Origin of the sequence: Bifidobacterium rousetti (assembly GCF_008698235.1) — a bacterium.
GTDB classification, from domain to species: domain Bacteria; phylum Actinomycetota; class Actinomycetes; order Actinomycetales; family Bifidobacteriaceae; genus Bifidobacterium; species Bifidobacterium rousetti.
In genome coordinates this window covers 102,214-129,205 of sequence record NZ_PEBH01000009.1, presented here as the reverse complement: position 1 = coordinate 129,205, position 26,992 = coordinate 102,214, and the positions used below count along the sequence as shown (strand labels likewise).

General features: G+C 65.9%; 20 protein-coding genes and 4 tRNA genes. 21 read left to right on the top strand and 3 right to left on the bottom strand.

Features of this window, described 5'->3' with window-relative positions:
* The first annotated feature begins 66 nt into the window (after positions 1–66).
* The 11 genes from groES (at position 67) to dapC (ending at position 11,458) form a co-directional block, all read left to right on the top strand.
* Positions 67–360: a co-chaperone GroES gene (gene groES / locus CSQ85_RS10010; RefSeq protein ID WP_094666829.1), complete on the top strand. Its 294-nt coding sequence runs from the start codon at positions 67–69 to the stop codon at positions 358–360.
* A 208-nt stretch (positions 361–568) separates the two neighbouring features.
* On the top strand, positions 569–1,609 hold the full coding sequence (locus tag CSQ85_RS10005; protein WP_150383925.1) for an AAA family ATPase: 1,041 nt from the start codon (positions 569–571) through the stop codon (positions 1,607–1,609).
* A 4-nt stretch (positions 1,610–1,613) separates the two neighbouring features.
* A complete protein-coding gene (locus CSQ85_RS10000; RefSeq protein ID WP_150383924.1) occupies positions 1,614–5,873 on the top strand; it encodes a transglutaminase domain-containing protein in 4,260 nt (1,419 codons plus the stop codon).
* A gap of 266 nt (positions 5,874–6,139) precedes the next feature.
* Positions 6,140–6,221 (top strand) — tRNA-Tyr (locus CSQ85_RS09995).
* Between the two features lies 1 nt (position 6,222).
* Positions 6,223–6,294, top strand: a tRNA-Thr gene (locus tag CSQ85_RS09990).
* A 4-nt stretch (positions 6,295–6,298) separates the two neighbouring features.
* Positions 6,299–6,372: transfer RNA gene (locus CSQ85_RS09985), tRNA-Met, on the top strand.
* Positions 6,373–6,427: 55 nt separating this feature from the next.
* The gene (rpmG, locus tag CSQ85_RS09980) at positions 6,428–6,595 is read left to right on the top strand and encodes a 50S ribosomal protein L33 (RefSeq protein ID WP_007053013.1); all 168 of its coding nucleotides are present in this window, start codon (positions 6,428–6,430) and stop codon (positions 6,593–6,595) included.
* Positions 6,596–6,672: 77 nt separating this feature from the next.
* Complete coding sequence (locus CSQ85_RS09975; RefSeq protein ID WP_150383923.1) at positions 6,673–7,929, top strand: UDP-N-acetylmuramate dehydrogenase; 1,257 nt, start codon at positions 6,673–6,675, stop codon at positions 7,927–7,929.
* Positions 7,930–8,097: 168 nt separating this feature from the next.
* Entirely contained in the window at positions 8,098–9,624 is a 1,527-nt protein-coding gene (locus tag CSQ85_RS09970) for an amino acid permease (protein WP_150383922.1), read from the top strand.
* Between the two features lie 141 nt (positions 9,625–9,765).
* Entirely contained in the window at positions 9,766–10,089 is a 324-nt protein-coding gene (fdxA, locus tag CSQ85_RS09965) for a ferredoxin (RefSeq protein WP_043164583.1), read from the top strand.
* A gap of 169 nt (positions 10,090–10,258) precedes the next feature.
* Positions 10,259–11,458 (top strand): succinyldiaminopimelate transaminase, encoded by a 1,200-nt coding sequence (gene dapC, locus CSQ85_RS09960; RefSeq protein WP_150383921.1) that lies wholly within the window; start codon positions 10,259–10,261, stop codon positions 11,456–11,458.
* 12 nt (positions 11,459–11,470) lie between these two features.
* On the opposite strand, the gene dinB is transcribed toward dapC, so the two are convergent.
* Positions 11,471–12,775, bottom strand: a complete 1,305-nt coding sequence (dinB, locus tag CSQ85_RS09955; protein WP_150383920.1) for a DNA polymerase IV — start codon at positions 12,773–12,775, stop codon at positions 11,471–11,473.
* 108 nt (positions 12,776–12,883) lie between these two features.
* Between dinB and CSQ85_RS09950 the strand changes: the two genes are divergently transcribed.
* Complete coding sequence (locus CSQ85_RS09950) at positions 12,884–13,831, top strand: EamA family transporter (protein WP_107041570.1); 948 nt, start codon at positions 12,884–12,886, stop codon at positions 13,829–13,831.
* Positions 13,832–13,962: 131 nt separating this feature from the next.
* Here the strand turns inward: CSQ85_RS09950 and CSQ85_RS09945 are convergent.
* Positions 13,963–14,049, bottom strand: a tRNA-Ser gene (locus CSQ85_RS09945).
* Between the two features lie 422 nt (positions 14,050–14,471).
* On the opposite strand from CSQ85_RS09945, the gene CSQ85_RS09940 reads away from it, so the two are divergent.
* From CSQ85_RS09940 to rpsI, 7 genes are all read left to right on the top strand, one after another.
* Positions 14,472–15,905 carry a CapA family protein gene (locus CSQ85_RS09940; protein WP_223846932.1) on the top strand — a complete coding sequence of 478 codons (1,434 nt, stop codon included), beginning with the start codon at positions 14,472–14,474 and terminating at the stop codon, positions 15,903–15,905.
* 37 nt (positions 15,906–15,942) lie between these two features.
* Entirely contained in the window at positions 15,943–17,058 is a 1,116-nt protein-coding gene (locus CSQ85_RS09935) for a D-2-hydroxyacid dehydrogenase family protein (RefSeq protein ID WP_150383919.1), read from the top strand.
* Positions 17,059–17,069: 11 nt separating this feature from the next.
* Positions 17,070–17,711, top strand: a complete 642-nt coding sequence (locus tag CSQ85_RS09930; protein WP_107042173.1) for an IMPACT family protein — start codon at positions 17,070–17,072, stop codon at positions 17,709–17,711.
* A 47-nt stretch (positions 17,712–17,758) separates the two neighbouring features.
* Positions 17,759–18,361, top strand: a complete 603-nt coding sequence (locus tag CSQ85_RS09925) for an AbrB family transcriptional regulator (RefSeq protein ID WP_150383918.1) — start codon at positions 17,759–17,761, stop codon at positions 18,359–18,361.
* Between the two features lie 108 nt (positions 18,362–18,469).
* A complete protein-coding gene (gene malQ / locus CSQ85_RS09920) occupies positions 18,470–20,635 on the top strand; it encodes a 4-alpha-glucanotransferase (RefSeq protein ID WP_150383917.1) in 2,166 nt (721 codons plus the stop codon).
* Positions 20,636–21,009: 374 nt separating this feature from the next.
* Complete coding sequence (rplM, locus tag CSQ85_RS09915; RefSeq protein WP_107042176.1) at positions 21,010–21,459, top strand: 50S ribosomal protein L13; 450 nt, start codon at positions 21,010–21,012, stop codon at positions 21,457–21,459.
* Positions 21,460–21,479: 20 nt separating this feature from the next.
* Positions 21,480–21,971, top strand: a complete 492-nt coding sequence (gene rpsI, locus CSQ85_RS09910) for a 30S ribosomal protein S9 (protein WP_107042177.1) — start codon at positions 21,480–21,482, stop codon at positions 21,969–21,971.
* A gap of 144 nt (positions 21,972–22,115) precedes the next feature.
* Here the strand turns inward: rpsI and glgX are convergent, their stop codons facing one another.
* Complete coding sequence (gene glgX / locus CSQ85_RS09905; RefSeq protein WP_150383916.1) at positions 22,116–24,809, bottom strand: glycogen debranching protein GlgX; 2,694 nt, start codon at positions 24,807–24,809, stop codon at positions 22,116–22,118.
* Positions 24,810–24,997: 188 nt separating this feature from the next.
* Between glgX and CSQ85_RS09900 the strand changes: the two genes are divergently transcribed.
* Together CSQ85_RS09900 and CSQ85_RS09895 are read left to right on the top strand one after the other, a co-directional pair.
* Entirely contained in the window at positions 24,998–25,399 is a 402-nt protein-coding gene (locus CSQ85_RS09900; protein WP_150383915.1) for a VOC family protein, read from the top strand.
* Between the two features lie 257 nt (positions 25,400–25,656).
* On the top strand, positions 25,657–26,970 hold the full coding sequence (locus tag CSQ85_RS09895) for an MFS transporter (RefSeq protein ID WP_150383914.1): 1,314 nt from the start codon (positions 25,657–25,659) through the stop codon (positions 26,968–26,970).
* Positions 26,971–26,992 lie beyond the last annotated feature (22 nt).

Genomic DNA, 26,992 nt, shown 5'->3' with positions numbered 1-26,992 from the left:
TCGTCAGCCTCTTGGGCAGTCCTGGCGCGGACACATCGAACTACGAGAAATACGAGGTGACCCACAGTGTCGATCAAGCTCACACCGCTGGAAGACAAGATCATCGTCAAGCAGGCCGAGGCCGAGACCCAGACCGCGTCCGGTCTGTACATCCCGGACAACGCCAAGGAGAAGCCGCAGCAGGGCGAGGTTCTGGCCGTCGGCCCGGGCCGTCGCGACGACAAGGGCGAGCGCATCCCGATGGACGTCAAGGTCGGCGACAAGGTGCTGTACTCCAAGTACGGTGGCACCGAGGTGCACTACGAGGGTGAGGATTACCTCATCATCGGCGCCCGCGACGTGCTCGCCATCCTCGGCTGAGTCTTCCGACGCGAAGGACATGAACGTTCCGGTCCGGTGACGGGCGGTTTCACCCCCGACGGATCAGACGGTTCGATATGGGCCTCCATACGCTGATAGCGTATGGAGGCCCATATCGTTTTTCCGCTACACTGTGCGGCTAGGGGAGCATCCCGCGTCACCGGCGAAGGCCACCGACGAAGACGAAGCACAGACGAAGCGAGGCATCATGGCGATCGCATCCGATTCCGTTCCACAGACCGTCGCGTCCTCCTCGGGCGTCGTCGCGTCCGCCTCACAGACCGTTGACCCCGCTGGGCCCGACGTGCAGGAACTCGCGCGCGTGCCCGCCCGCATCGCCGACGAGCTGGAACGGGCGCTGTCATGCTCGCGCGAGGTGATCGACCTCGCCGTCACCACGTTCGCGGCCGGCGGCCATCTGCTGCTCGAGGACGTGCCCGGCGTCGGCAAGACCACGCTCGCCCGCGCGCTCGCCTTGGCGGTCGGCGGCGACGTGCATCGCGTCCAGTTCACCCCGGATATGCTGCCGAGCGACCTGACCGGCGTGAACATCTGGTCCGGCAGCGAGAACCGCTTCGTGTTCCATCCGGGACCCCTGTTCGCGAACGTCGTCATCGCCGACGAGATCAACCGCGCGAACCCCAAGACCCAGTCCGCCATGCTTGAGGCGATGAGCGAGGGGCAGATCAGCGTCGACGGCGTCTCGCACGCCCTGCCCGAGCCGTATTTCGTCGTCGCCACGCAGAACCCGATCGAACTCGAGGGCACGTACCCGCTGCCCGAGGCGCAGCTGGACCGTTTCATGGCCTGCACGAGTTTCGGCTACCCCGAGTCCGACGCCGAATCGCGCATGATCACCGCGAACGACTGGTCGCACCCGCTGGGGCGCGTCGAACAGGTCTGTGATCCGTCCGCGGCCGTGCGCCTGCGCGCCGCCGCCCGCCGCGTCACGGTCGCCGGCCCGGTGGCCGACTACATCGTCGCCCTGTCCCACGCCACGCGTGAACGTGACGGCGTGCGGTACGGCGCATCCCCGCGCGCCAGCCTGTTCCTCGCCGCGATGGCCCGAGCCCGCGCGATGTTCGACGGCCGCTCCTACGTCCTGCCCGATGACGTGCAGCAGCTCGCCGTGCCGGTGCTCGCGCATCGCCTCGTACTCGACGACATCGGCTACGGCGGCGAATCGCTCGCCACGGCCCGCGCGATCGTCTCGGACATCCTGCACACCGTCCCCGTGCCGCGGGTGTGACGCTATGGCACGCCTTCGTCGTCACGGCCTGATCCGCCCCACACTGCCATGCCTCGGGCTTGCCGCCGTCGGCGCCGGCGTGTGCTACATGGGTCTGCTGCTCGACGAACGCGCGCTGATGGCCGCGACCGTCGCCATCGTCGCGATGATCGCCGTGTCGTTCGTTGCGGCGATCGTGCAGTGGTCCAGCGGGATTCCCGCGGCCGACCGCGTTTTCACGCCGCAGTACGAGCGACTCGATCATCACGGCCGTGTGGTCGGGCACGCCGTCGGCGACCTGCCCGACGAGCGCGGTCTGTATCGCCGGGTCAACGCGGTCGTGCGATGGCGATCCCCCTTCGGCCTGTTTGCCGTGACCAAGCTGGAGCCCGATTCCGGCGAAACCATGATCCTGCCCGACGATGAACACGCCGCCCCGGCCGATGCGACGCGCGTGGCGGGCAAGCGCGTGGCCGGCGCCTCGCAGTCCGAACAGCTGGGCAGCGTGCGCGCCTACGCGCCCGGAGATCCGATCAAACTCATCTCCTGGAAGCACACCGCCCGCCGCGGCACGCTCATGACCCGTGAGACGGGACGCGACGAACGCGCCACACTCGTGCTGGCGCTCAACACGCATGGCGCGGACGGACTCGACGCGTCGCGCATGGACAGGCAGGTCGCGGCGCTGCTGCCGTTGCTCAACGGCACGGGAGGGGGAAGCGGTCGCGGGGGAGCGGCGTCGGGCGGTGTGCGCGTGGTCGTCACCGACGGCGTCACATTCCACGAGGGAACGTCCGCCGTGCGCCGGTTCCTCGCCTGCGTGCGTCCCGACGATGACGCTTGCGCATCTGGATACGCCGCTTGTGCGGCAGGGGTGAACAGATTCGTGCAGGGGCAGAGCGGCCCCGTGATGGTCGTGGTCTGCGACGCCAGTGATTCCAAGGGATTCGAGCAGGCGCTCGCCGCCACTCCGGTGTCCGACCGCATGCGTGTACAGGCCCCCTCCAGCCAAGTCCCCGAGCATTTCGCGCACACGGTGCTGTCCGGTGCGCAGGCGACGCCGCGAAGCGCGCAGACGGCACCGTCGTCTGCGCAGGCGTGGGTGCCCGCCGTGGTCTCCGCGCTGGCGTCGCTCGTCGTCTTCGGCGTCACCTTGAACGCGCTGAGCGGCCTCGTCGCGAGCGGTACGTGGATATGGTTCGCCGGGGCGCTGCTCGCCGTCGCGTCCATCGAATCGAACATCCCGTGGCGGGCGATCCTCGGCAGGCGATTCCACATCAGCCCTGGCCTCCGTCTCGGCCTGATCCGCGTCGGCGCCTACACGTTGCTGACCGTGCTCGCCGCCGCGGTCCTCGTCGTCGTCCGTCTGCGCGACCTGACCGGTGACTGGCTGTTCTCGCGCGACCAGCGTGCCGAGGCGCGCCGGATCATCCGGTCGGCGGTGATCGGCGGCTTCGACGCGCTCAACTTCCAGCTGCCGCCGCTCAAGGTCACCGTGGCCAGCGACGTGTTCCTCATCCTCCTCGTCGCGGGCGTCGCGATCGTCATCCGATGCCTGCTCGCCCTGCATCCGATCGCCGCGCCGGTGATGACCCTGCTCGCCGTCGCCGCGCTCGCCGCCGACTATTCGATTGTCGGCCACATCGCCCCGTGGTGGGCCTTGGCCGCGCTCGCCGTGGTCTTCCCGATGGGCGTGTGGGCCGCGCGCCCCCGTGGGCTCAAGGCTCCGGCGGCGCTGGTCGCCTCGCTGGTGGTCATGGGCGTCACGTTGGCCGGCACGCCCGGCGCCACGCGGATCGCCTACAACGTCCCGCTGTCGATCGGCGAGGGCGGCGGCATGTTCACGTCGAACACCGTCAGCCCGATGATCGATCTCAAACGCAACATCGCCACCGGCTCGGACACCGCCGTGCTGAGCTACCGCTCGTACCGGCGCATGTACCTGCGTATGACTACGCTCGACGAGTTCGACGGCGATACGTGGGGCTACAGCAAGGAGCTCGCGCTCGACGCCGGCCTGTACGGCGCCGGCATCCAGCTCGGACGGGACTCCTCCAACGAACTCGAGGTCGCTCAGCGGCGTTCGAGCGACCCGCTTGCCGCGTACATGCAGCTGCTCGGCTACTTCGGCTACGACGTCGCCGGCGTCAGCCAGGACAGTCTCGAACGGTTCATGGGATACGCCAGGGTGCGCGTCTCGACCTTGAGATCCCGGTTCCTGCCGATGCCGGGACTGACCACCGACGTCGACGGCCTCGGCTCCGATTGGCTCCAGTACCAGGACGGCAGCGTCTACAACCGCTCCGGCTACACCTCGTCGGACACCGAGTACACCGCGTCCGGCACCTACCTCGACCCGATCCGCTCGTCCTCCGGATTCAGCGAACTCAGCGTCATCGACGACACGATCACCCAGCTCAATCAGGGCGAGACGACCGCCAACGAGAACCTCAAGACGTGGCTTGAGGCGCGCAACGCCCTGCCCGCGTCGGGCCTCGGCGAGAGCGACGGCGACACGATCCTCATCCACGCCACCATCGGCGACGACGGCGTCGTGCAGGGCGCGAACGGCTGGCGGCTCGGCAAGGTGAGCACCTATCAGGCGGACTGGGGCGCAGGCTCCGGCTCCGACGGGTCCTCCCAGTCGTCCACGACGCCCGATGACATCGCGTTCGACGACACCGTTTCCAAGCAGCTCGGCATCGGCGAGGACGCCATCGTATACGGCTTCTCCGCCGACGGCAGGTCCGTGACCATCGCCCTGCCGGCCACGGACATCGACGCGATTCCCTCCGCAGGTGATTCCTCCGCGGGCGATTCCTCGTGGGGTGACTCCTCCCAGTACTCCAGTGGCGGCAGCGACGACAGGACATCGCAATGGATGGGCACGAGGATGAACAGCCTCCATGGACAGGGGCTGCGGGGCCTGCGCGGATGGTCCATGGCCAGCGCCAGATCCTCCAACAACTCGCGGATGCTCGACTGGATCAGGCAGGCGGCCGAACGGTCCGACAGGCGGGCGCACACCTCCCGCTACACCTCGCTGCCCGCGACCCTGCCCGCCAACGTCAAGGCCGTGATCAGCCAGGCGCAGGCGGCCGGCATCCCGATCAAGGCGAGCGGCTACGACAATCAGGTGCGCGTCATGCGCTGGCTCGTCGACTACTTCACCGCCGCGGACAACCACTTCACCTATTCGCTCGACGCCCCGGACGGCGACGGCAGGTCGAACATGGAGGTCATCAACGACTTCCTCGACCCCGAATCCGGGCACGCCGGCTACTGCCAGCATTACGCCTCCGCGCTGGCCGTGCTCGCCCGGGCGATGGGCGTGCCGACCCGCATCGTGCTCGGCTACAACGCCGGCGCCGACGACGACCGGGACTCCGACGGGTATCGCACGGTCAAATCCCGCCAGCTGCACGCGTGGGTCGAGGCCTACCTCGACGGCGTCGGCTGGGTGCCGTTCGACGTGACGCCCGCCAGCGAGCAGAACGGCACGCTGTCCGACGAATCGGCCTCGACCGCCCAGTCCCAGACCCAGGATTCAACCGACGACGGCACCCAGAGCGAGCAGGACCAGAGCACCGGTTCCGCCGACGCCTCGACCGACGGCTCCCAGTCGTCCGACGCATCGGATGCCCAGTCCGACGACGCGACGGACGAGAATGCGGACGCCGCGAAGGGCGATGCCGCGGCTTCCGGCAAGGCATCATCCGGCGGTTCGCTGTGGGAGCGTCTGTCGGGCTGGTTTGCCGCGCTGCCGGTATGGGGACGTGTGTTGATCGGCGTCGGCGGCGGACTGCTGTTGCTCGTCGCGCTCGCCTTCGCGCCGCGGGCCCTGCTCTGGTGGCGTCGTCGCCGCTGCCTCGGCGTGGTGCGGGCGTCCGCCGGCAAGCCGGATGATGAGGCTTTGCGTGATCGCGCGTGGAAGGCGGCGTGGGAACAGGTCAAGCGCGAGGGACGGCGCCGCGGCGTGCGCTGGTCGCCGTCCGACACGGATGCGGTGATCGCCGCGCGCATCGCCGATTCGTATGCGCGAGGCGCGGCCGGCGCCGCGGCCGGTGCGCGGGATGCGGCGGATACGGCGAACGAGCCGAACGTGGCGAACGTGCCGGACGCGACAGGTCGTGACCGGACCGACCGCGACACGCCGAAGACGGTGCTCCGGGTGGCCGGCAACGCCTCCGCAGCCGCATTCGGCGGTGCCGCCGAGGCCGTCGGGCGACTTCCGCACGAGCTCCGTCATCTCTTCAGGGCGCCGCGACACGCCGGAGGCCGATGATCGCCGGGTTGTTTTCGATGGTTCTTAAGGCGGTTTCGAGTGCTGCCGAGACGCCCGAAACCCCGTCTCGACCCCTCGCGACACGCCGATGGGCGCTTTTTGCCTGAAATTCATTTTCCGTTGAAATTCCAACGATTTCGGAATGTTGAAATCGTCGTTTCGGACATGTTTCGGCAGACCCGACTTGCGCGGTTCGAAAACCCGTGGCATGATGTTCGCGTTGCCTGACGAGGTCAAAACAAACAAGACCTCCGAGAGTGACGACTGGCGGGTTTCCCAAGCGGTCAAAGGGAGCTGACTGTAAATCAGCCGCTTCGTGCTTCATAGGTTCGAATCCTATACCCGCCACGCCCCGATAGCTCAGTGGTAGAGCACTTCCTTGGTAAGGAAGAGGTCGTGAGTCCAATTCTCACTCGGGGCTCTCTGGCGGGGTAGCTCAGCTGGCTAGAGCGTACGACTCATAATCGTAAGGTCAAGAGTTCGAGCCTCTTCCTCGCTACAAATGCGCCCGTCCGCTGACGGGCGTTCCTTTTAGACTACAGAGGTGAATGAACATGGCTAAGAGCGCCGACATCCGTCCCGGCATCACGCTGGCATGCACCGAGTGCAAGGAGCGTAACTACATCACGACGAAGAACCGTCGCAACACGCCCGATCGCCTCGAGCTGAAGAAGTTCTGCCCGCGTTGCGGCAAGCAGACCGTGCACCGCGAGACCCGCTGAGCACGCTGAAAGACTTCACAAGGAACCCGGCCCCAAACAGGCCGGGTTCCTTGCGTTTTGCCGGTACGATAGGCGTTATGACCAGTTTTGCAAAGATCACCACGATCGGGGTGGGCGGTCCCATCGCCCGCTTCATCGAGCCGACTACGCGCGTCGGCGTCATCGAGGCCGTCGAGGAGGCCGATTCCAAGGGATTGCCGTTGTGCGTCATCGGCGGTGGCTCCAACATGCTTGTCTCCGATGAGCCGTTCGAGGGCGTCGTCGTGCGTGACGCCCGACGCCGCATCACGGTGCCCGACGAGGCGGCCCCCGTCGAGGGCAACGACCGCACCGTCCACGTCAACGCCGAGGCCGGCGCCAACTGGGACGATTTCGTCGCGTTCACCGTCGGTCTCGGGCTTGAGGGCGTGGAGGGCCTGTCCGGCATCCCCGGCACAGTCGGCGCGTCCGTGGTGCAGAACATCGGCGCGTACGGCCAGGAGGTCGCCACGTCCGTCGAATCGGTCGAGGTGTGGGATCGCGAGACGAAGACCACGCGTGACTTGAAGCCGGCCGATCTCGCGTTCGGCTACCGTTTCTCGGCGCTGAAGTCGAGCATGTACGCCGCTCCTGCGACCCCGGCGGACCGGTTCTTCCCGACGCCGCGTTACGTGGTCCTGTCGGTCACGTTCGCACTGCGTCATTCGCCGACCGGCACGGTCGGGTTCGGACAGCTCGCCAAGGCGCTCGGCGTCGAGGTGGGCGATCGTATGAAGACGACCGCGATCCGCGACGCGGTGCTCGCCGTCCGCGCGTCCAAGGGCATGCTGGAGGACCCGACGCGCTATGTGGAGGCCGCGATGATCGGCACGAAGCGCGAGGAGAACGTCATCGCCGATCTGCGGCGTCTCGACGCCGCGGGCGCCGGCTCGGGCCACGCGGGGCTGCCCGCCGCCGACTACGACCGGCACAGCTGCGGCTCGTTCTTCATGAACCCGATCCTCACCCCCGAGGAGGCCGCGACGCTGCCCGACGACGCGCCGCGCTTCGACGCGACGCTGCCCGACGGCACACCCGGCGTCAAGACCTCCGCCGCGTGGCTCATCGATCACGCCGGTTTCCACAAGGGATTCGCGCTCGGGCGGGATGCCGATGCGGTTTCCGGCGATGCCGCCGCGGCCAGCACCCGCGCCAGCCTGTCCACGCGCCACACGCTCGCGCTGACCAACCGCGGCGGCGCCACCGCCGCCGACGTGGCCGCGCTCGCCAGGACGGTGCAGTCCGGCGTCAGGGAGCGTTTCGGTGTCGCGCTCGTGCCCGAACCGGTGTGCATCGGCATCGACCTGCGTCCGTGAGTGTCCGCGAAGGCGGGCTTGCCGTCCGTGAGCGTCCGTGAACGCTCACGGACGTCCATCATCCGGAAGCCCTGACACATTCCCGTAACGTTGTCTTCCGCAATGAGCGGGTTTCGGCCTATACTCTCTTCTCGAACAAAAACCGGAGAGCAGAAGGCCATAACCAACATGCAACTATTCCGAACCAAATCCGTCGAGCAGACCATCGCCGAGACCGGCGAGGAAGGTCGTACGCTCAAGCGCAACCTCACCTGGTGGGACCTGTCCATCATGGGCGTCGCCGTCGCAGTCGGCGCCGGCATCTTCTCGGTGGGCGCGCAGGCCGCCGCGTTCCACGCGGGCCCGGCCGTCATCCTCAGCTTCCTGATCGCCGGCATCGTGTGCGGCGCGGCCGTCATGTGCTACGCCGAATTCGCCTCGATGATCCCGGTGGCGGGCTCCGCCTACACCTTCACGTACACCACGGTCGGCGAGATCATGGCGTGGATCATCGGCTGGGACCTGATCCTCGAGATGCTCATGGCGGGATCCGTGATCTCGAAGTACTGGGGCGTCTACCTCAACGACTTCATGCGCCTGATGGGCTGGGACTTCAATACGAACATCGCCATCGGCTCGTTCAACCTCGACATCGCCCCGATCATCATCGTCGCATTCTTCACGACGCTGCTCGTGTTCGGCACCAAGATCGGCGCCCGCGTCGACGGCGCGATGACTGTGCTCAAGATCGCGATCGTGTTCTTCGTCGTGATCGTCGGCTTCTTCTACGTCAAGGCGTCCAACTTCACGCCGTTCATCCCGCCGAGCGAGCCCGCCTCCAGCGTGCAGAGCTCCGCGGCCGTCGCCGGCGTGATGGGCCAGCCGCTGTGGCAGTGGGCCACCGGCATGACCCCGTCGATCTACGGCGTGCCCGGCATCCTGTCCGGCGCGGCGCTCGTGTTCTTCGCGTTCATCGGCTTCGACGTCGTCGCCACCGCCTCCGAGGAGACCAAGAACCCGCACCGCAACGTGCCGCTCGGCATCGGCGTCGGCATGGCCATGATCATCGTCATGTACATGCTCGTCGCCATCGTCACCACCGGCATGGTCTCCTACAAGGACCTCGCCAAGCAGGACAGCCCGTCGCTCGCGACCGCGTTCGAGCTGGTCGGCGCCAACTGGGCCGCCAAGATCATCAGCTTCGGCATCGTGCTGGGACTGGCGACCGTGGTCATGGTGCTGCTGCTGGGTCTGACCCGCATCGTCTTCGCGATGAGCCGTGACGGCCTGCTGCCGCGCAGCCTGTCCAAGACCGGCAAGCACGGCACCCCGGCCGGCCTGCAGGTCGGCGTCGGCGTGGTCGTCGCCCTCGTCGCCGCCTGCTTCGACATCGGCGTCCTGTCCGACATGGTGAACATCGGCACGCTGTCCGCGTTCACGCTCGTCGCGATCTCCATCCCGATCATGCGCGCCAAGCGCCCCGACCTGCCGCGCGCCTTCAAGATGCCCGGCAACCCGTGGATCCCGATCCTCATCGGACTGGCGAACCTGTGGCTGATGCTCAACCTCACGGTGCTCACGTGGATCCGTTTCGTCGTGTGGCTGGTCGTCGGATTCGCGATCTACTTCGGCTACGGCTACTGGCACGCTCGCCTCGGCAAGGGCGATCTGACCGAGAAGCTCTCCTCCGAGACCGACAAGGCCGTCAACGGCTGAGTCGCGTCGCTCGACTGCGACCGGCGGCCGCCGACCGTGTCGACACCGTGGCTGACGCCATGCTGACACCGTGTCAACACGGCCGCCGGCGAGTCCGCGAGCGAGACTATCCTTGTAGCAGTTTGATTTAAGGAGGATTCCATGCCATACGTTGTCGCCCAGCCTTGCGTTGACGTCAAGGACAAGGCCTGTGTGGACGAGTGCCCGGTCGACTGCATCTACGAGGGCTCCCGCTCGCTGTACATCAACCCGAACGAATGCGTTGACTGCGGCGCATGCGAGCCGGTCTGCCCGACCGAGGCCATCTTCTACGAGGATGACCTGCCGGACGAGTGGGCCTGGTACAAGGATGCCGCCGCCAACTTCTTCGCCGAGGTGGGCGATTTCGGCGGCGCCTCCGCGCACGGTCCGATCGGCAAGGACCCCGAGCAGGTCGCGGCCCTGCCCCCGCAGAACCAGGACTGATCGCTTTCTTACCAAGTGAGGACGCCGGGGTTCCCGTATCGAAATCCTCCCCATTGCGGGGAGGATTTTTCGTCGGACGGCTATCCTTGTTGCACGACGGTTTCCGTTCATCGCGACCACCCGAGGGTGCTGACGAGACGGGGCAAGCAGAGAGAAAGGCTTCACGCACATGGGTTTCCACGCGTATTCATCGCCGTATGACTGGTCGCGCATCGCCGGCTACAAGAAGACCGCGAAGGCGGTCGAAGGCGGCATGGTCGACCTGTCCGTCGGCTCGCCGGTCGATCCGGTTCCCGCGTCCGTGCGTGACGCCCTCGCGGCCGGCTCCGACGCGCCGAACGCGCACGGATACCCCGTCACCGCCGGCACCGCCGACCTCAAGGCCGCGATCGACCGGTGGTTCCGCCACATGCGCGGGGTGGATCTGAAGTCGGTCAACGCGGCCGTCGTCCCCACGGTCGGTTCCAAGGAGGCCGTCGCGTTGATGGCCTCGCTGTTGCATCTGGGTGAGGGCGACGTCGTCGTCCAGCCGAAGGTCTCGTACCCGACGTACGAGATCGGCACGCAACTCGCCGGGGCGACGGTGCTTAAAGTCGACGACGTCGCCGACGTGGACTCTTGGCGGAACGTGCCGAACGTGAAGGCCGTGTGGGTCAACTCGCCGTGCAACCCCACCGGCGAGGTGCTCGGCGCCGACTGGCTCGCCGACATCGTGGCGGCCGCGCGTGCGATCGGCGCGGTCGTCCTGTCCGACGAATGTTACGCGCTGATGGACTGGCGTTCGGCCGGAGCCGGAGCGTCCGCGTCCGACGCACCCGTCGCGGAATCGAACGAAACCGCCGCGGCCGACGCATTCAGCCTGTCCGCCACGCCCTGCGCGCTGAACCCGCGCGTGTGCGAGAACAACGCCGACGGCATACTCGTCCTCTACTCCCTGTCCAAGCAGAGCAACATGGCCGGATACCGCACCGCGCTCATCGCCGGCGACTACCGTCTCGTCACGGAGATGGCCGAATACCGCAAGCAGATCGGCCAGATCATCCCCGGTCCGGTCCAGGCCGCGATGGCCGCCGGACTCGACGACATCGCCTCGGTGCGCGAACAATGGCGCCGCTACCGTTCGCGTCTGCTCCGTCTCGTCGACGCCCTGCGCGACTACGGCTACGACGCCGCGATGCCCTCCGGCGCGCTCTACGTGTGGGTCAGGGCGAAATCAGGCGACTGCTGGGCCGACATGGCCGATCTCGCCCGCATCGGCGTCATCCCCAGCCCCGGCGAGTTCTACGGCGCGCGCCGCTACCTGCGCTTCTCCGCCACCGCCACCGACGAGGCGATCGACGCCGCCTGCGCACGCCTGCGCGCCGCCTGAGCGGATTGATCGTCACGCGCCGAATTTGACCGACGTATTGCCGAACCGTTGCCGCACCGCGTCCAACGCGGCCTCGGCCTGACGACGGCGGTCGCTCGCCGTGCGCGAGTCGGCGCTGTCGGCCTCCTCGATCATGTCGTCCAGCGACGGCTGCACCGCGGTCTCGCCGACCGGTGCAAGGCCGCTCGCGCTCATCCCCGCCAAGCGGATCAGCTTCGGCAGGGGAGCGTCGGGAGACATGCCACGGGCGTCCGGCGTCGAGCCCGTTCCCGGCTGCGCCATCCCCAGCATCTCGTGCAGCAATCGCACACACTCCGGATACAGCGCGCCGGCCGTATCCACCGGACGCTCCAGCGTACGCGATCGCGTCCGGTAGCTCAGATCCGCGAATCGCAGCTTCACCGTCACCGTGCGCGCGACGAACCCGCGTCGGCGCAACGACCCGGCGACCTCGTCGCACGCCTCGCGCAACAGCCCGCACACCACGCGCTGGTCGGTGGTGTCCTCGAGCAGCGTCTCCTCCGAACCGATCGACTTCTCCACGCGCACCGGCGTGACACGGCGGTCATCCAACCCGCGCGACGCCATCCACAACCCGTGCGCGGCGGCGCGCGACCCGGTCGCCTGCTCCAACGATTCCGGACTCATCGCCGCCAGATCGGCCACCGAATCGATGCCCCACGCGTTGAGGCGCTTCTCCAGGGACGGCCCGATGCCGGGGATGCCGCGCAACGGCATCATCTGCACGAACTCGGCTGAACGGGCCTTCGGGATCAACAGCATGCCGTTCGGCTTCGCGTTCGTCGACGCCATCTTCGCCACCAGCTTGTTCGCGGCGATGCCCACCGAACAGGTCACATGGAACCGGCTCTCCACCTGCGCGCGGATCCACGCGCCGATCGCGCTCGGGGAACGCCACGCGAGCAGCGCGCCGGAGACGTCCATATACCCCTCGTCGACCGACACCTGCTCCACCCGGTCGGTGACGGCGTGGAAGATCCCGGTCATGATCTCGCGCGACACGGCGCGGTAATAGCGCATGTCCACCGAGAGGAACACACCGTCCGGGCACAGCTGACGCGCGCGGGCCGACGGCATCGCCGAATTGACGCCGTAGCGGCGCGCCTCGTAGCTTGCCGCGGACACGACCGAACGCGGGCCGGTGCCGATGATGACCGGCCTGCCTTTGAGCTCCGGATGGCGCGCCACCTCCAGCGAGGCGTAGAACGCGTCCATGTCGATGTGCAGCACCGTGCACCCGGTCTCGTCGTGCCCCCAGTCACGCTTGGCGGCGGCCAGTCTCGGTGCGGTGCTCATACCGCCGATTGTAGCCGATTGTCCACTGCGGTGTCCGGATTGTGGCCTCGTATCGCGGTAATTCGGCGGTATTAGGTGGGGGAGCGCGGGGCGTGTAGCGTGAGGGGCATGAAGAGAGCTGTGATCGAGGTGTTGAACCGGGTGCCGGTGGTGGTCATCGTCGTGTGCGAGGCGATCGTCATCTATTCGGCGACGGCCATCGCGAAGCTCGCGTTCACGCAGCTCGATCCGCTGTACGCGGTGTGGTATCGCGTGGGGTTCATGGCGGTGCTGCTGCTGTTGTGGCGTCGCCCGTGGGCTGCGGCCAAGCGCGAACGGCTGTTCCGTCGAGACGCGCGCAGCTGGGGGTGGGTGATCCTGCTCGGCGTCTCGCTGGTGTTGATGAACACGATGTTCTACGTGGCGATCAGCAACATGGACATGGGCATCGCCGTCGCGATCGAATTCGTCGGACCGCTGTCGGTCGCCGTGATCACCGGGCACAGCTGGCGCGAGCGTGTCGGCATCGCGATCGCGGCGGTCGGCGTCGTCCTGCTCGCGGGCATATCGCTCGCGAACCCGGACGGCAACGGAAATTTTCTCGTCGGACTGATCGCGATCCTCGTCGGCGGGTCGATGTGGGGCGTGTACATCGTCACCGGGCGGCATATCGCCGCCGGCGGCAACTCGCTCGACAACCTGTGCATCGCGATCACGATCGGATGGGCGCTGCAGTCGCTGTTCCTCGGCGTGCCGGCGGTCCGCCAGCTCGTGCACCCCAAGGCAAGCGCCACGTGGGCGCTTGAGCCGGGAGGCCCGTTGAAGCTGTTCGGGCTGCTGTTCGTCGTCTCGCTGCTTGCCTCGTTCTTCCCGTACGTCATCGAACAGGTCACGATGCGGCGTGTCACGCCGGCCGCGTTCTCCGTGATGCAGTCGATCAACCCGGCCGTCGCCATCGCCGTCGGACTCGTTCTGGGCGAGATCCCCGGCATCGGCGAGATGATCGGCGTCGCCTTGGTGATCGTCGCCGTGATCGTCACATTCTCCGGCGACAACGCCCCCGCCCCCGGCAACTGACGTGCGTCTGTTCTTGGCCCCCTCTGACGAGGGGGCTGCCAGCGAAGCTGACTGGGGGAGAGAACCGTTGAAATACCGCCGTTTCTGGCATGAAAAAAGGGATTCACGGTTTCCCGTGAATCCCTTGATTGCGGAGTGAGGGGGATTCGAACCCCCGAGCCGCTAACGCAACTAACACCTTAGCAGGGTGCCCCTTTCGGCCACTCAGGCATCACTCCACATCGCTCTTCCGAACGGACGCTACCGCCAGTCTGAAGCGCAACAGCACGTAACTATACACCATGATCGCGGTGCGACCCGCCAATACGAGGAAAAATCAAAAATAAAATAATTGGTTCCCCTCGATTGAACCGCTCCGGCACCGCCTTGTGTGAACACGAGTAGGCGGAGCCGGAGGTACGCCATTGTCCGTCCGTCTCCGCGGACTATTCTAGACCTAAACGGCGAACGACACCCCCTGATCGCACGGTGGTGGACACGCAATATTGATGATTGTGTGCGATTTGTCATCGCTCGTGAACGGTGCATCGAATGCTGTGCTACCCCTCGGCGCGTCGCCCATACGCGCGGGGCGCGGAGGGTGGCGGAGCGAGGTGGCCGAGGGAGAAACCGTCGGGAAGACGAGAAGGTGAGGTGCGCGATGGGAAGGAACAGTCATCGCAGCGGCGGATACGGCAGATACGGCCGCCACGCCAGAAACCGGAGCGCGATGGGATCGCGCGTGACGACCGTGCTGGCGGCGCTGATGGCCGTCGTGATCGCGTTCGCGTTCGGCGCCGGGGTGCGCGTGCTGGTCGATCGTTCCGGTTCGTTGGGCGATGACGCCACGGGCGCGTCATCGGGGTCGAATGTGCCGGGCGATGCCGCGGCCTCCGACCCGACGGGCGCCCTCGACAGAACGCAGTCCGTCCCCGAACCCGTCGCGCTTGAGCATCATGGCAATTCGCCCGACTGCCCCGACCAGGACTGCATCGCGATGCTTGTCAACGGCGACCTGCTCTTCCATCCGAACCTGTGGAAGCACTTCGCCTCGGCCAACACCGCGGCCACCGACGGCACCGCCTTCGACTTCACCCCGCTGTTCGAACCGATGCGCAAGTACATCCAGGCCTCCGACATCGCCGTGTGCGAATTCGAGACGCCGATCGCCCAGCGTGGCGGCCCCTACGCCGGATGGCCGGTGTTCAACATCCCGCCCGAAGTGGCCGATGCGGTGAAGCACGTCGGCTATACCGCGTGCACGCACGCCACCAACCACTCCTGGGATCAGGGCGCCGCCGGCATCGAACGCCTGTGGGACACGCTCGCCGCGAACGGCATCGCCCAGACAGGCTCCTACAAGACCGAGGAGGATTCCCTCGCCCCGCTGGTCATCGACTCGCCGACCGGCGGCGGCAAACTCGGCCTCGTCACGGGCACCGTCTCGCTCAACGGGATGACCGCCGACGCCGACTGGCGAGTGGACCGCCTGCGGCAGAGCGGCGACCCCAATCACGCCAGTGACATCCAGCGTCTCGTCGACAAGGCGAACAAGGCGCGCGAGCAGGGCGCCGACGTGGTCGCCGTCGCGATGCACTCGCTGCAGGAGTACATCGACTACGCGGACTCCTACCAGCAGTCCGAAGCCCACGCGCTCGCCGACACCGGCGCGTTCGACGTCATCTACGGCGCCGGATGCCACTGCGCGCAGCCGGTCGAGAACTATCACGGCACATGGATCGTCTACGGGCTCGGCAACACGGTGAGCGTCGTGACTACCATCGCCGGCCACGAGGTCAACAACCAGGGCGTCACCGCGCGCATCCAGTTCGCCGGACGCAAGGGCGAGAAGGGATCGTGGCGCGTCAGCCGCATCGACTGGGTGCCCAACGTCAGCCGGCACCAGGGCACGTACGCGTGGTGTCCGATATCCTCCGACAAGCCGGACGGCGTGTGCAACTCCGAGGCGGAGGACACGGCCCAGCGCCAGCGCATCTCCAAGGTGATCTACGCGATGGGCGCCGACCCGAACGTCGTACGCGAGTGGAACATCACCGCCGAAACCGCATCGGCATCGCCAAAGACGGTCGGATGACGCCGACCGAAACGCAGTCCGCGCTAAGGTGGGGATCATGACCGCACAGACCACAGCCGCACAGACCACACCGACGATCTTCGAGACGCAGCCCGAACGCACCGACCTGCCGCTGGTCGTGCTGCCGTCCGCGATCATGTCGATCATCGCCCCGTTCAAGGCGCGGCTGGACATGTTGCACGACATCGCCCGCGTGCGCATCTTCGAGGAGTTCACCGAGGACGCCGACACGATCGCCCGACGTGTGGCCGACGCCGACGTGATGATCAACGCAGGACCGCACATCCCCGACGACCTGCTGCGCCGCATCTCGGCGGGCGTGCGCGGAGGCGCAGGCGGACACGTCCGGTGCATCGTCTTCTCCGGCACCGGCGTCGCCAGCTACATCAACCTCGCGCTCGCCCGCGATCTCGGCGTGCGCGTGTGCAACGCCGAGCACTACGGCGATAACGCGGTGGCCGAACACACGTTCGCCCTGCTGTTCGAACTGCTCCGCCACACCGGGGAACTCGACCGGCGCATGAAAGAGGGCGGCTGGGGAGGCCCCCACGCCGACGGACTCCAGCTCGCCGGCCGCAGACTCGCCATCATCGGACTCGGCGGCATCGGCTCCACCGTGGCCGGGATCGCACGCGCCTTCGGCATGCAGGTCTCGGCATGGAACAGCGGTCACACGCCCGCGTCACGCTTCACCGACCTCGGTGTCACGCCCGTCGACGACATGAACGAGCTCATCTCCGGCGCCGACGTCGTCTCCGTGCACCTGCCCCTGATCGACGGCGCCACGCGCGGACTCATCACCGCCGACAACCTCGCGCATGTGAAGCCCGGCACGCTGTTCGTCAACACCGCGCGCGCCGAAGTGATCGAGCCCGGCGCCCTCACCTCCCGCCTCATGAAGGGCGACATCCCCGCCGCGCTCGACGTGTACGATCAGGAGCCGCTGCCCGCCGACGACCCGCTGCGATCTATCCCCGGCATCGTCCTCACCCCGCACGTCGCGTGGCGAACCGACGGCGCCTTCGCCGACCTCACCCGTCAGATGGTCGAGGCCACGCGCGCGTTCCTCACCGGCGGCGAGGTCAACGTCGTTGTCTCCGAACACGACGCTCCTCAGCCTGGCGTCCCCCAGCCCGACTCCCGACAGGACTGATCCACCCCACGATGCAGACGATCCTCAACCCCACGGGCGAACCCGCCCACGACGCGTTCGTCGAGAAGAAATCCGAGTTCATCGGCGATGCCGCCCACGTCGACACGCTTGACGAGGCGCTCGCCTTCGTCGAGTCGATCCGCGAGCGGCATCCCAAGTCGCGCCACGTCGCCTACGCGGCGGTCACCGGCGGGTCCGACGGCCGCGTCGCCGAACGCATGAGCGACGACGGCGAGCCTTCCGGCACGGCCGGCAAGCCGATCCTCGACGTGCTGCGCGCCAACGACCTGACCGATTGCGTCGTGGCCGTCACCCGGTACTTCGGCGGCATCCTGCTCGGCTCCGGCGGACTCATCCGCGCGTATTCGACCGGCGCGTCGATCGCCGTCAAGGCGGCGCGCAAGGCCGCGATCGTGCCGTGCCGGCGCTATCTCGTCGCTTTGCAGTACCCGCAACTCAAGCGGTTCCAGCAGATCCTCGCCTCGGTCGACGGCATGCAGTCCGACGAGACGTACGCGGCCGACGTAACCCTCGTCGCCGCGATGCCGATCGACAACGCCGCACGGTTCGAGGCCCTCGTCACCGAAACCTTCAACGCCACCGTCACCCCCGAACCGATGGACACCGTCAACCGCGCCGTCGCCCTCGACTAGCGATCCGGTCGATCTACCGCCGCACCCGCCCGGCTAGACTGGAGCCCATGACCGACTCTGATTTCGAACCGCTGACCGTGACCTACGAGCATCTGCGTCATTCCACCGACTCCGCGGAACTGTCCGAATTCGCCCGTCGGGAGCTGCCCGACCGCGCCGATCAGGCCGCGTTCTCCCGTGCCACCGCACTGCTCGAGGCGGTGGGAGGCAATCCGAACACGCCGGTCGAGGACCGTGTGTTCCTCGCGAAGACGATGCCGTTCCCGAACGTGCTCGTCAAACTCGCGCTCGATCCCGAACCGTCGGTGCGTCAGGCGGTGGCCGGCAACACCGACGACAAGAACTGGCTGGTCGGGCGCCTGACCAAGGACCCGGTCCCCGAGGTGCGCGACACGGCCCTGCGCAACAAGCAGACGTCATGGAAGATGCGCCTCGAGGGCGCGCAGAACCCCGAGGTCGACGCCGCCACGCTCGCGTTCCTCGCCACCCTCGGTATCGACAACGAGCCGAACGCCCCCACGGTGCTGTCGTCGATGGTGCGCAGGGCGGTCGCGCTCAACCCGAACGCCACGCCCGAGACGCTCGACAGACTGGCCGATGATCCCTCCGCCGAAGTGCGTCACGCGGTCGCCAAACGTCGCCGGTCGTAAATCATGATGTGAACCACGGGTTACGAGTCGGATAAAAGGGGTCGACGCGCCCTGTCCGGTTTGTGGACGCGCCGGTGTTTCCCCTGTCTCGGCGCTACACTGGAAACCATGACAGAGAGAACGGAAAGCAAGGAGCGTCTCGAACGCCCCCTGATCCAGTTGGCCAAGCTCGTGGGCATCGGCACCAGCTATGTCGGCATGAGCAACGACTATCACGAGATCGACGATGATGTCCTCGTGGCGGTGCTCGCCGCCCTTGGCGTGGACGCCTCCAGCGACGAGGCGATCAAGAGCTCCTCCAAGCGCATCCGCGACGGTCGTCGCCGTCGTCTCGTGGCGCCCACGGTGCTGCACACCGTCGGCGAGGAGACCCGTGTGCCGGTCAACGTCGGCGTCTTCGACGTGCCTTCCGCGAAGATCACGTTGGAGAACGGCGAGCCGTATCAGGGCACGGTCGCCTATGGTCCCGGCGATGGTTCCAAGGCGTACGTGCTTGACGACAAGTTCATCGCCACCGCATCGATCATCATCCCGGCCGATCTGCCCGCCGGCTACCACACGCTGCACGTCACCGTGGCCGGCCGCACGCAGGTGGCCACGCTGATCAGCGCCCCCGCCCGCGTCGAGCCGCTCGACGAGATGAAGCACGGGCACCTGTGGGGATGGATGGCCCAGCTGTACTCGATCCGTTCCGCCGATTCGTGGGGCGTGGGCGATTTCGAGGACCTGTCCAACCTGCTAGTGGACGCCAAGAAGCACACCGGCAGCGACTTCATGCTCATCAACCCGGTGCACGCCGCCGAGCCGGTCTCACCGCTCACCCCGTCGCCGTACCTGCCGATCTCGCGCGGACTGGTCAACTTCACGTACATCCGTCCGGAGGCCATCGCCGAATACCAGCTGCTCGGCAAGGAGAGCCTCGATCAGATCAACCAGCTGCACGCCACCGTCGAACCGCTCAACGGCGACTCCCAGCTGATCGACCGCGACGCGATGTGGCGCGCCAAGATGCACGCCCTGTGGATCATCTTCAAGGTCGGACGCGATGCCGCGCGCCAGCAGGAATTCGACGATTTCGTGCGCGAGGGCGGCGACAGCCTCGAAGGCTACGCCACCTGGTGCCTGTGCTACGACAAGTGGGGTGCGCCCGGGCGCGAGTCCACGAACTGGGAGCAGCGTCTCGGCAAGGGGTCGTCCGAGGTCGAGGCCCTGAAGCGCCAGTACCCCGACACCCTGAACTTCTACCGCTGGCTCGAGTGGATCGCCTCCGAGCAGCTCGACCGCGCCCAGAAGCGCGCCCGTGAGAACGGCATGCGCGTCGGCATCATGGCCGACATGGCCGTCGGCGTCCACCCGCTCGGCTCCGAGGTGTGGTGGAACCCGGAGAGCTTCGCGAAGGGCGCGACCGTGGGCGCCCCGCCGGACATGTTCAACCAGCAGGGTCAGGACTGGAGCCAGCCGCCGCTCAACCCGATCGTTCTGGAGAACACCGGCTACGCCGCCTACCGTCAGCTGGTGCACAACATGTTCGCCCACGCGGGCGCGGTGCGCATCGACCACATCCTCGGCCTGTTCCGCCTGTGGTGGGTCCCGGCCGACAAGAAGCCGATCGACGGCGCGTACGTCCACTACGATTCCGACATCATGCTCGGCATCCTCGCGCTCGAGGCGTCGCGTGCCGACGGCGTGGTCGTCGGCGAGGATCTGGGCGTCGTCCCCGCGTACGTGGCCGACTCCCTGAAGAAGCATGGCCTGCTCGGCTGCGCGGTCGAATGGTTCGAGCAGTTCGAAGGCAAGTTCCGCGCGCCGTCCAAGTGGCGTGAATACGCGCTGGCCTCGGTCAACACGCACGACCTTCCGCCGGCGGCCGGCTACCTCGAGTTCGAGCACGTCGAGATCCGCGAGCGTCTGGGCCTGCTCACCGGCCCGAAGGAGGACTTCGAGCGTTCCGCCAAGGCCGAACAGGATGCGATGCTGCGCATGCTGATCGAGCAGGGCTATCTCGAGGCGGATCTCGCCGAGGACGTCAAGGCCAACGAGCAGGCGATCATCGAGGCGCAGTACCGCGCGCTCAAGGGTTCGCCGTGCAAGCTGCTCGCCGCCTCCATCACCGACGCGGTGGGGGAGAAGCGCGCGCAGAACCAGCCGGGCACCAACAACGAGTACCCGAACTGGCGCATCCCGCTCGCCGACGGCAACGGCAACGTGGTGCCGGTCGAGGGCCTGTTCGCCCGCGAATCGGTGCAGCGCATCGCGAACATCATGCGCGACTAGCGGCCGCTTGGCCGCCGCCTGCGGGGAACCGCGTCCCGTGCTGGCTGGTGTGGTCAGCCCAGACAGACATACAGACATGGAGAACGTCCGATCCCATAGGGTCGGACGTTCTTGTATCCAACTCGGGCACCTGCCGACGTCCGATCCCATAGGATCGGACGTACCTCGACACGCCCGGGGCAATGTCATGCCCGGCGATATACTAGTGGATTGTTGTGTTTCCCTAAGGGGTCCTTCAAAGCGCTTTCCCACTCGCCATCGAGGACTTTCAGGGAGCCCACGGATAAAGAGGTCTGAAGCCTCTCGGACAGCGCGATTCCTACACGCACGCCGAGCAGCCGAAGCCCGGAACACAATATAGAAAAGGTAGAACAGTGAAGACTTTCACTCCGAAACCGGCCGATCTGACTCATGACTGGTACGTCGTCGACGCCACCGATGTGGTGCTTGGCCGTCTCGCCTCCCACGTCGCGACACTGCTGCGTGGCAAGAACAAGCCGACCTACGCGCCGCACGCTGACTCCGGCAACTACGTCATCGTGATCAACGCCGGCAAGATCGCCCTGACCGGCAACAAGATGGGCAAGGAACTCTACGCGCACTCCGGCCGCCCCGGTGGCCTGCGCCGCGACTCCTACGCTCAGCTGCTTGCCAACAAGCCCGAGCGCATCATCACCGCCGCCGTCAAGGGCATGATGCCGAAGAACCGTCTGTCCAAGGTGCAGCTCACCCGTCTGCGTGTCTTCGCCGGCGAAGAGCATCCGCACACCCCGCAGAAGCCGCAGGTCTTCGAGATCCAGCAGGTTTCTCAGCAGGCTAAGTGAACCGAAGGGAGATAGAGAACATGGCTGAAAACACCAACAACTCCGCGGTTCAGGAAACCGAAGAGGAGCTCACCAGCTACACCACCGAGACCAACGCCGGCGCTGGCACCGGTACCTCCGCGATCGAGCCGGGCTACGGCACCGGTCGCCGCAAGGAGGCCGTCGCCCGTGTCCGTCTGGTTCCGGGCTCCGGCAAGTGGACCATCAACGGCCGCACCCTGGAGGAGTACTTCCCCTCCAAGCTGCTGCAGCGTGAGGTCAACTCCCCGATCGTCCTCCTCAAGCTTGAAGGCAAGTTCGACGCTATCGTCCTCGTCGACGGCGGCGGCACCACCGGCCAGGCCGGCGCCATCCGTCTCGGCGTGGCCCGTGCGCTGAACGCCATCGATCGTGACGCCAACCGCGCCACGCTGAAGAAGGCCGGCATGCTGACCCGCGACGCCCGCGTCGTCGAGCGCAAGAAGGCCGGTCTGCACAAGGCCCGTCGCGCCCCGCAGTTCTCCAAGCGTTGATTGTTCGCGCTTGTCGTCTTGCGAGCGACATGCGAAACCCCGTCACCGTTTCTTCGGTGGCGGGGTTTCGCCATTTTTCGGAGATTCGTTCCGGAGTGTTCGCCCGGCAGTTCAGTAGCTCATCAGTAGCTCATCAGTAGCTCATCAGTAGCTCAGCTGCTTCATCAGCGAGATGCTGAGCGCGGGGAACGTCCACACGTTCTCGTCCGGGGCTGATTCGTCGGCAGGCGAAGGCTCCTGCGCGGGTTCCTGATCCTGCAAGGGCTGCGTCGGGGATTCGATGCTTGCGCCTTCGGTCCCGGCGGTCCCGCTAGTCCCGGCCGTCGCGGCACCCATATCCATATCTGTGTCATCCGTGCCATCCGCAGTATCCGTGACACTCCCTGCACTCGCCGCTTCCTGTGCGGCCGCCAGCGCTGCTGCCGCCGCGGCGTCGGCCTCCGCCTTCGCCACCGCCCGCATGTCCGCGTCGAACGCGGTGGTCAGATCGTTCCGGAGCCTCATCGTGGTCGGTTCGGCCTGCATCCGCTCGATGAGATCGTGGATCTCACTGTCCTCGGGCACGCTGTGCGTCCACGTCGTCTGCTGGCCTTCGAGATGAATGTCCATCACCTTGCGTCCATGCCCAGGCAGATGGCCGGTGCTTTCGGCCGAACTCCACGCCGGCGTCCATGCGTTGTCGGACGGAAGGCGGAACTGCTTGTCCTCCGGCACGCCGTTGATGACAATGAGCACGTCGGTCTCGCTCGCGTCGAGCAGCTGCATCACGAAGCTGCGCTGACCCAGATCGAACCAGTCACGTTCCATCGGCGTCGTGCCGTCCGGCAGGAACCATTGGATGCGGCTTGAGGGCTTGAGCAATCCCAACTGCGTGAGTCGGGTGAAGAAGCCCTCCTGATGGTAGAGGTCCAGCGACTTGCGCAGTGCGATCAGCTTCGAAACGGTTTCGAGCCGGTGCATGTGCCAGCCCTTTTCCGAGGTGTACAGCCAATCCCATTTCAGGTAGCTGATCGGACTGTCCTGACAGTAGGCGTTGTTGTTGCCGCCCTGCGAGTTGCCGAATTCGTCGCCGGCGAGCATCATCGGCGTGCCGAGGCTCAGCAGCAGCGTGCCGAGCATGTTCATCGCCGCCCGTTCGCGTCGGGCGATGATCGTCATGTCGTCCGTGCGGCCCTCCACACCGAAGTTGGTGGAGTTGTTGACGTTCGATCCGTCGTTGTTGTTCTCGCCGTTCTCCTCGTTGTGCTTGTTGGTGTATCGCGTCAGATCGGTGAGCGTGAACCCGTCGTGGCAGGAGACGAAGTTGATCGACGACGCCGCGCCGCGACCGGGATCGGTGGCGAACAGGTCGGCCGAGCCGCACAGTCGCGTCGCCATCTCCTGCATGCCGATGCGTCCCATGCGTCCGCCTCCGGCCACGTCGGTGAGCCAGAACTGGCGTGCGGTGTCGCGGAACCGGTCGTTCCATTCGGCGAACGGCAGGGAGAACTGTCCGGTGCGCCAGCCCAGATTGCCCAGATCCCACGGTTCCATGATGAGTTTGAGGTTGCCGAGCAGCAGGTCCGAACGCAGCGCGTACAGGAACGGGTGATGCTGCGTGAATTCGCCGTTGAGCCTCGCCAGCGAGACGCCCAGATCGAAACGGAATCCGTCGATGCCGATGCGCTTGGCCCAGTATCTCAGCGAGTCGATGGCGAAGGTCACGACGTGCGTGTTCGTGAAATCGAAGGTGTTGCCGCAGCCGGTCGTGTCCTCCAACCGGGCGATGTTGTTCTTCTGACGACGGTAATAGGAGATCGCGTCGAGTCCACGCCAGCAGACGGTCGGCCCTTCGATGCCGCCCTCGCACGAATGGTTGTAGACGACGTCCATGATGACCTCGAAGCCGGCTTCGTGCAGTGCGCGCACCATGTGAAGGACCTCCTCGCGCACCGCCTCGGCGCCCTTCTCCTGTGCGGACTTCGTTGCGTAGGAGGGCTCGGGCGCGAAGAATCCCAAGGTGTTGTAACCCCAGTAGTTGACACGTCCGCGTTCCTGAAGGAAGACCTCGTTCTGCTTGGCCTGGATCGGCAGCAGTTCGATCGAGGTGACGCCGAGTCCCTGCAGATAGGCCAGCGTGGTCGGGTGGGCAAGTCCGGCGTATGTGCCGCGCAGCTCCTCGGGCAGCCACGGCGCCTGCGCGGTGAAGCCCTTGACATGCAGCTCGTAGATGACGGTCTTGCTCCACGGGATGTGCGGGTGCACGGGGTCGTCGTCATGCTTGCGCTCGTCGCGGTCGTCGATGGCGACGGAGATCGGCATGTGGCCGAGCGAGTCGACGGTGCTCATCGCACCGAACGCCGAACCGGTCACGCGGTTGTCCTTCACCTCGCATTCGTAGGAGAACGCGGCGGGGGAGAGCTCCATCTTCCCGTCGATACCCTTCGCGTACGGGTCGAGCAGCAACTTGTACGGGTTGAATCGCACGCCATGCTGAGGGTCCCACGCACCGTCGACGCGGAAGCCGTAGCGCATGCCGCTCCACGCCTTGGGGATGTGCACGTACCACAGGCCGTAGTTCGGTCCTTCCATACGGAACAGGGTTTCGCGCACGTACAGGTCCTCGACGATGCGCATGCAGACCGGGAATTCCCGGATCTGGTCGACGAACGGCACGTTCGGCACGTCGAACAGGCGGATCGCGTCCTGATAGAAGGCGGTGGGATCATCCAACGACTCGATGACGCTCAGCCACACCTGATCAGCGGTCTCGGAACGGACGATGACGTCCGCGCCGCCGTCCTCGGTGAAGTAGAAGCCCGGGCGTGTGGCGAAGCGATGCAACGATGGATTTCTCATACAGCCATTGTAGACGTGACCAGTTACCACCCGTTCACCGCTGTACCATGCGGCCGTATCGCGGTGACCGGCGGTGATCGGTTGCGGATAAAGTACCGGCCTCTGACGAAAAGCGCGGCGGCGTCCGCTGGCGGCATCCGCCGGCCGGCCGTACACTGAAGCCACATTCAATGCAAAGGAGAACCATCATGGCCAGACCGATGACCGCATTCACCGCCGACTTCCAGCATTCCGGCATGATCGCTAGGGATCTGGATGAGACCATCGCCTTCTACCGCGGCAAGCTCGGTTTCGAGCTGGTCGGCCTTTACTTGAACGGCGGGAACCGTTGCGCGTTCCTGCGCTACGGGCACCTGACCATCGAGACGTGGGAGGGGGAGGAGGCCCCGATGACCGCCGGCGCCATCAACCATTGGGCGCTCGACACCCCGGACATCGAGGCCGCGTGGGAGAACGCCAAGGAGCTGGGGCTCGAGACCCGCGAGGACGAGATCGCATCGATTCCCACGTTCTGGAAGAAGGGCATCCGCTACTTCAACGTCTACGGTCCCAACGGCGAGACGATCGAGTTCTGCGAGATCGTCAAGTAGATTCGATTCACTCCCCCATCGACTGATCCTTCAACCAACAACGGCGGACGGCCGGCATCCCCACACTCTGGGCATGTCGGCCGTCCGTCGTTTAGTCATACTCCTGTCTGCGATTCCGGCTTGCAAGAAAGTATCAATTGTTGCCGATTGTCACGGAGAAAGACCGTGATTATTCGCTGGAAAATATAACTAACGCTCCAAAGACGAGCGGAAGTTGACAGTGATGTTGTATATGTTCTTGCAGGTAAGGAGAACGCATGGCACAGGGGCTTATGCGAAAGCTGTTGCCGGGATTCTTGGCGATAGCGGTATTCATGACAGGCGATGGTTTCGAATTGACGTTCCTGTCGAAATATGTGGTGGATCAGGGGTTCTCATCGGCGCAGGCGTCATTGATGTTCACCCTGTACGGTCTGGTGGCGGCGCTTGCCGGTTGGTCGTCCGGCGTGCTGGCCGAGTTGTTCGGAGCCAAGCGCATCATGATCGTCGGCGCTGGATCCTGGATCCTGCTGCATCTGGTGTTCATCGGCGTCGCTCTCCCGAGCCACCTCTATCCGTTGATGCTGGGTACGTACATGCTGCGCGGCATGGGGTATCCGCTGTTCATCTACTCGTATGTGGTGCTGTTGGCGCAGACCGTCGATCCAGGCAAACTTGCGTCCGCCATGGGATGGTTCTGGACTGCCTATTCATTCGGCATCGGTGTATTCGGCGCTTACCTGCCTGCATTCATCACACCGGTGATCGGTGAGTACTACTCGCTGTGGTTGTCTCTGCCGTTCGCCATCGTTGGCATGCTGATCTGCATCATGTTCGTGCCGACGACAGCTAACGTCGAACTTGAGACGATGAGCACGGCCGATAAGCTGCGTGAACTTTCCCGCGGTGTGACCATCCTCAAGGACAATCGCCAGATTGCCTTTGCCGCCGTGCTACGTGTCATTTGCAACTTGACCTTGTACGGATTCCCGGTCATCATGCCCCTCTATCTCTCCACTCACACCAATGGTGGTGGCGCATGGTTCAAGGTCACCGAATGGTCGACGATCTGGGGACTGCTGTTCGTGGTCACCGTATTCGGCAACGTGTTCTGGGGTCGTATGGGAGACCGTTTCGGATGGATGCGGCAGATGCGTTGGTGGGGATGCTGGCTCTCCGCGATCGGTACCCTTGCCATGTACTACGTTCCACAGTTCCTTGGACATAATCTGCCGGCGATGTACGCATGCGCGGTCGTACTTGGTCTGGGCATTTCGGCGTTCGTTCCCATGGGAGCTGTGTTCCCTGCATTGGAACCCGACCACAAGGGTGCCGCCGTTTCCGCCCACAATCTCGCGTCGGGTCTGACGACCTTCTGCGGCCCGTTCATCGCCACGCTGCTGCTGGAAACCGTGGGATTCGCCGGAGTGTGCTGGGCGTATGCGATCTGCTATATCGGAGGATCCGCTATTTCGCTGTGGATTCGCCCCCGGCAGCCTGGGTTCGATGAACGCGGCCGTCGCGTCGCGGTCAAGGAGTCCGTGGCCGGCGTCGACCCGATGACCATGGTTGCGGCTCCGCAGACCGTCTGACCTCGCGTACAGGTGCGGATGG

Excerpts from the sequence above, each read along its gene's own strand:
- CSQ85_RS10005 (WP_150383925.1), top strand. The coding sequence starts at position 569 with ATGGCGATCGCATCCGATTCCGTTCCACAGACCGTCGCGTCCTCCTCG.
- CSQ85_RS10000 (WP_150383924.1), top strand. The coding sequence starts at position 1,614 with ATGGCACGCCTTCGTCGTCACGGCCTGATCCGCCCCACACTGCCATGC.
- rpmG (WP_007053013.1), top strand. The coding sequence starts at position 6,428 with ATGGCTAAGAGCGCCGACATCCGTCCCGGCATCACGCTGGCATGCACC.
- CSQ85_RS09975 (WP_150383923.1), top strand. The coding sequence starts at position 6,673 with ATGACCAGTTTTGCAAAGATCACCACGATCGGGGTGGGCGGTCCCATC.
- CSQ85_RS09970 (WP_150383922.1), top strand. The coding sequence starts at position 8,098 with ATGCAACTATTCCGAACCAAATCCGTCGAGCAGACCATCGCCGAGACC.
- fdxA (WP_043164583.1), top strand. The coding sequence starts at position 9,766 with ATGCCATACGTTGTCGCCCAGCCTTGCGTTGACGTCAAGGACAAGGCC.
- dapC (WP_150383921.1), top strand. The coding sequence starts at position 10,259 with ATGGGTTTCCACGCGTATTCATCGCCGTATGACTGGTCGCGCATCGCC.
- dinB (WP_150383920.1), bottom strand. The coding sequence starts at position 12,775 with ATGAGCACCGCACCGAGACTGGCCGCCGCCAAGCGTGACTGGGGGCAC.
- CSQ85_RS09950 (WP_107041570.1), top strand. The coding sequence starts at position 12,884 with ATGAAGAGAGCTGTGATCGAGGTGTTGAACCGGGTGCCGGTGGTGGTC.
- CSQ85_RS09940 (WP_223846932.1), top strand. The coding sequence starts at position 14,472 with ATGGGAAGGAACAGTCATCGCAGCGGCGGATACGGCAGATACGGCCGC.
- CSQ85_RS09935 (WP_150383919.1), top strand. The coding sequence starts at position 15,943 with ATGACCGCACAGACCACAGCCGCACAGACCACACCGACGATCTTCGAG.
- CSQ85_RS09930 (WP_107042173.1), top strand. The coding sequence starts at position 17,070 with ATGCAGACGATCCTCAACCCCACGGGCGAACCCGCCCACGACGCGTTC.
- CSQ85_RS09925 (WP_150383918.1), top strand. The coding sequence starts at position 17,759 with ATGACCGACTCTGATTTCGAACCGCTGACCGTGACCTACGAGCATCTG.
- malQ (WP_150383917.1), top strand. The coding sequence starts at position 18,470 with ATGACAGAGAGAACGGAAAGCAAGGAGCGTCTCGAACGCCCCCTGATC.
- rpsI (WP_107042177.1), top strand. The coding sequence starts at position 21,480 with ATGGCTGAAAACACCAACAACTCCGCGGTTCAGGAAACCGAAGAGGAG.
- glgX (WP_150383916.1), bottom strand. The coding sequence starts at position 24,809 with ATGAGAAATCCATCGTTGCATCGCTTCGCCACACGCCCGGGCTTCTAC.
- CSQ85_RS09900 (WP_150383915.1), top strand. The coding sequence starts at position 24,998 with ATGGCCAGACCGATGACCGCATTCACCGCCGACTTCCAGCATTCCGGC.
- CSQ85_RS09895 (WP_150383914.1), top strand. The coding sequence starts at position 25,657 with ATGGCACAGGGGCTTATGCGAAAGCTGTTGCCGGGATTCTTGGCGATA.